At 68.2% G+C, this 3,010-nt stretch carries 3 protein-coding genes and 1 tRNA gene; 2 read left to right on the top strand and 2 right to left on the bottom strand.

The window, feature by feature from the left end; translation table 11 throughout:
- Positions 1-2: 2 nt before the first annotated feature.
- Entirely contained in the window at positions 3-413 is a 411-nt protein-coding gene (locus tag VH969_RS12940) for an ester cyclase (protein WP_331973959.1), read from the bottom strand.
- A 297-nt stretch (positions 414-710) separates the two neighbouring features.
- Between VH969_RS12940 and VH969_RS12935 the strand changes: the two genes are divergently transcribed.
- A tRNA-Asp gene (locus tag VH969_RS12935) sits at positions 711-783 on the top strand.
- A 497-nt stretch (positions 784-1,280) separates the two neighbouring features.
- On the opposite strand, the gene VH969_RS12930 is transcribed toward VH969_RS12935, so the two are convergent.
- On the bottom strand, positions 1,281-1,550 hold the full coding sequence (locus VH969_RS12930; protein ID WP_331973958.1) for a hypothetical protein: 270 nt from the start codon (positions 1,548-1,550) through the stop codon (positions 1,281-1,283).
- A 402-nt stretch (positions 1,551-1,952) separates the two neighbouring features.
- Here VH969_RS12930 and VH969_RS12925 point away from each other — a divergent pair, with 402 nt between their 5' ends.
- Positions 1,953-2,795: a phosphotransferase enzyme family protein gene (locus tag VH969_RS12925; protein WP_331973957.1), complete on the top strand. Its 843-nt coding sequence runs from the start codon at positions 1,953-1,955 to the stop codon at positions 2,793-2,795.
- Positions 2,796-3,010 lie beyond the last annotated feature (215 nt).

The following is a 3,010-nucleotide window of genomic DNA, read 5'->3' as shown; positions in this document are numbered from 1 at the left end:
CCCTACTGGGGGAGGAGACCGAGCTGGCCGAGGAAGTCCATCTGGTCGAAGAACAGGTGCTCGGACTTCAGCGTGTCGTCCTCGGTGACGTAGACCGCCGCCCACCGGAACTCGACGGCTCGTCCTGTCGGCGAGACATCGCCGTTGGGGGTATGGAGCACGCCATCATGGGTGCCCGTGATGGTCCCTTCGGCCGCGGCGGCTGATCCGTCAGTGAGGAGCTGCTTGATCTCGAGGTGAAGGTCCGGGAACGCCTCGTGGAACACGCCCAAGAAGGCGAGCACGGCCTCGCGGCCGTTGGCCTGGCCGCCTGGCGCCACGAGCTCGGCATCAGCGGCCCACGGCTCGGCGTCGCTCTCGCGGTCGTTGACGGCGGCGATGTGCTTCAGGATCACGTCCTTGGCGTCGGGCATCAGCGCTCCGGTTTTCGTTGGCGGCGCGAGTCTGTCAGATGCCGGACCCGCGTCCGGCGAAATGCAGACCCGTGGCTTCTGAGTACATTCTGAACGCTCGCCCAAGGCTGATTCCTCTGCCCCGGGTGACATCGTGGAACGGTGAGTGTGCGGCGAGTACCCGTCTGTCCTGCGGCGGTCGTCCTGCTCAGGACGCTGGTCTGCTCCTGGTGCAAATCGCGGAGTCCGGTTCAGACTCGGCTGCTCTTGGCAATCTTGCGGTGCGTCGACCTCGGAGGCTACACCGGACGTCACGACCCCGGGGTAGCTCAACTGGTAGAGCGCGCGCCTGTCCCGCGTGGAGGTGCCGGTTCGAGTCCGGCCCCCGGGGTCCAGGACGCCGAAGGCCCGCCGAGAGCGGGCCTTCGTGCGGAGCAGCTCAATTCGCGCACCTGTCCGCTCCGAGCTTAGCGACTGGTTCGAAAGACCGTGAGTCAGCATACGCGGGCCTGGCCGACAGCTTGAGTCGTGTCCCGCGCGTCAAGCGGCGGCGATATCGATCGGCACCTGCTCCGTGTGTCCGCCGCCGAGCGGCGGCTCCCGACTCTCGTCGCGGTACGGCGACGCTGCGCACCCGCGGCGGGTAGGTATCCGCCCGTCGCGGGTTAGCGGTGGATCAGAACTCCGACCGTGGCGCTTCGACCGCCGTTGCGCATGACGGCCGACGCCAGCGCGACGTCGGCGGGCTGGCCCCTCCAGGCGAGCCACGGGATTTGCGTCGAACCGCTGAGTCGACCGTGCGTCTCGACGAAGACCGTCCTCGGCAGCCATTCATCGCCGGAGCGCCGCGGGTAGTGGCCGATCGAGAGGGGTCAAGCCGGCGGCCCGTCAGGTGCTCGGCGCAGGCTTGAGTGACCAGTCGAGCCGAAGCATCTTCTTCGAGAGCGCCTCGGCCCTGAGCCCCGGAAGGGCGGGAACCGGAATGCGCTTCCGCGCCGGGCCGGTCTTTCCGGGCGGATAGTGGACGTACGCGAGGACGCTCCGGCAGCCCACTTGCGGTGTCACGCTGTACACGCTCGGCTTCGGGAAGCCGGCGCGGGCGACGGCCGCCGTTGCCAGGGACGCGGCGAGCAGGGCCCCGATGACCAACGGTGTCACGCGACGCATCGCACCGAGCCGGTAGTCGGCGAAGGTCAGGTCTTCGGAGTCAAGACCGCTAGAGCAACGATGAAGAGCGCTGCGAAGGCGCTTGTTAGGACAAGGGACGCGACTGTCCACAGGCCTCCCTCCAGCCGCCAACGCGCGCGCTCACCATTGCGTTCAGCGACAAACAGACCGCAACAGCCCCACCGACCACCAGGCGCCCCAGCCCAACGCCATGGCCGGACGGATTCGGAGTCACCAAACCAGCCGAGACCGCGACAAGCGGCGCCAGGATGAGGCACACGAACGCGAGCAAGAATCGCTTCGCGATTCGGGTCATGTCACGACACCCATCCTCTCCGAACCATCGGCAAGCGCGTCCACCGCCTCAAGCTCCGTCAGCGCAACGGACGACTCTTGCTGGCCGCGGCCGCGCGCAGCTCATGTGACATTCCTGCACTCGCGCAGCAGGCCGTCTTGTGGCCTGCGCTTCATGAGCTCCGCGAAGATGTGGCCGTGGGATGGGAGGCGCTGGATCAGTGGGGTGACGACGCCGCTCGCATCCGGCGGTGCCAGACCGGTGTGGCGAACGAGGTGTGGAGTGTGCGTGTCTACGGGCGCCTTGCGGTCGGTCGGCTGGGTAGGCGTAGCGACGCCGACCTCTCGTGGGAGACCGAGCTGTTGCGATACCTGGACCGTGAAGGGATGACGGTGCCGGTGCCGATTCCGACCACGGACGGCCGGCAGTTCGTCGCCGGTCTGGTTGTGATGACCAGCGTGGCGGGCGGACCGGCCGAAACGGAGGGCGACTGGCGTCGCGTCGCAGACGCACTGCGGCAGTTGCACCGACTGACGCAGGGCTGGCCCCAACGTCCGGGCTGGCGATCGTCGACCGACCTCCTGCAGGCGGAGACCGGGACGAGGGTCGACCTCGGCGCGATGCCGGCTGAGGCTGTGGTTCGATGTCGAGCAGCGTGGGCGCGGCTCAGCGGACGAGAGCGGTGCGTCGTCCACGGCGACCCCAACCCGGCCAATATCCGCGTGACCGCGGATCGGGTCGCGCTGATCGACTGGGACGAGTCGCACGTCGACGTCCCCGACCTCGACCTGGTGTTGCCAGACAACGCCGCCGGTCTCGACGACGACACGCACGACGTTGCCGCGCAAGCATCGGCTGCATGGGAAGCCGCCGTCTGCTGGGACCCCAGCGGGACCGACGAGTTCGCAGCCGAGCGGCTCGCCGAAGTCCGAGCGGTCTGAGCAGCAGCAGCAAAATCGGCTACCACCTCGGGTGACACCGGAGTCGCGGCTGACACACGTCAGCCCGACGGGGCGTGAGCTGCAGCGGAAGTGCCCGACCGTGAGTGTGTGGCCGTCGCAGGAGTTCGCAGAGGGAACTCAGTCAGCGGGCTACACGCCCGCCTGGAGGCGCTCACCCGCATGTCGCACGAGAAGCGTCCCTGACACCGCCTCAG

The sequence above is a fragment of the Actinophytocola sp. genome (assembly GCF_036555685.1).
Classification (GTDB): Bacteria; Actinomycetota; Actinomycetes; order Mycobacteriales; family Pseudonocardiaceae; genus Actinophytocola.
This window is presented reverse-complemented; position numbering and strand designations above follow the sequence as displayed.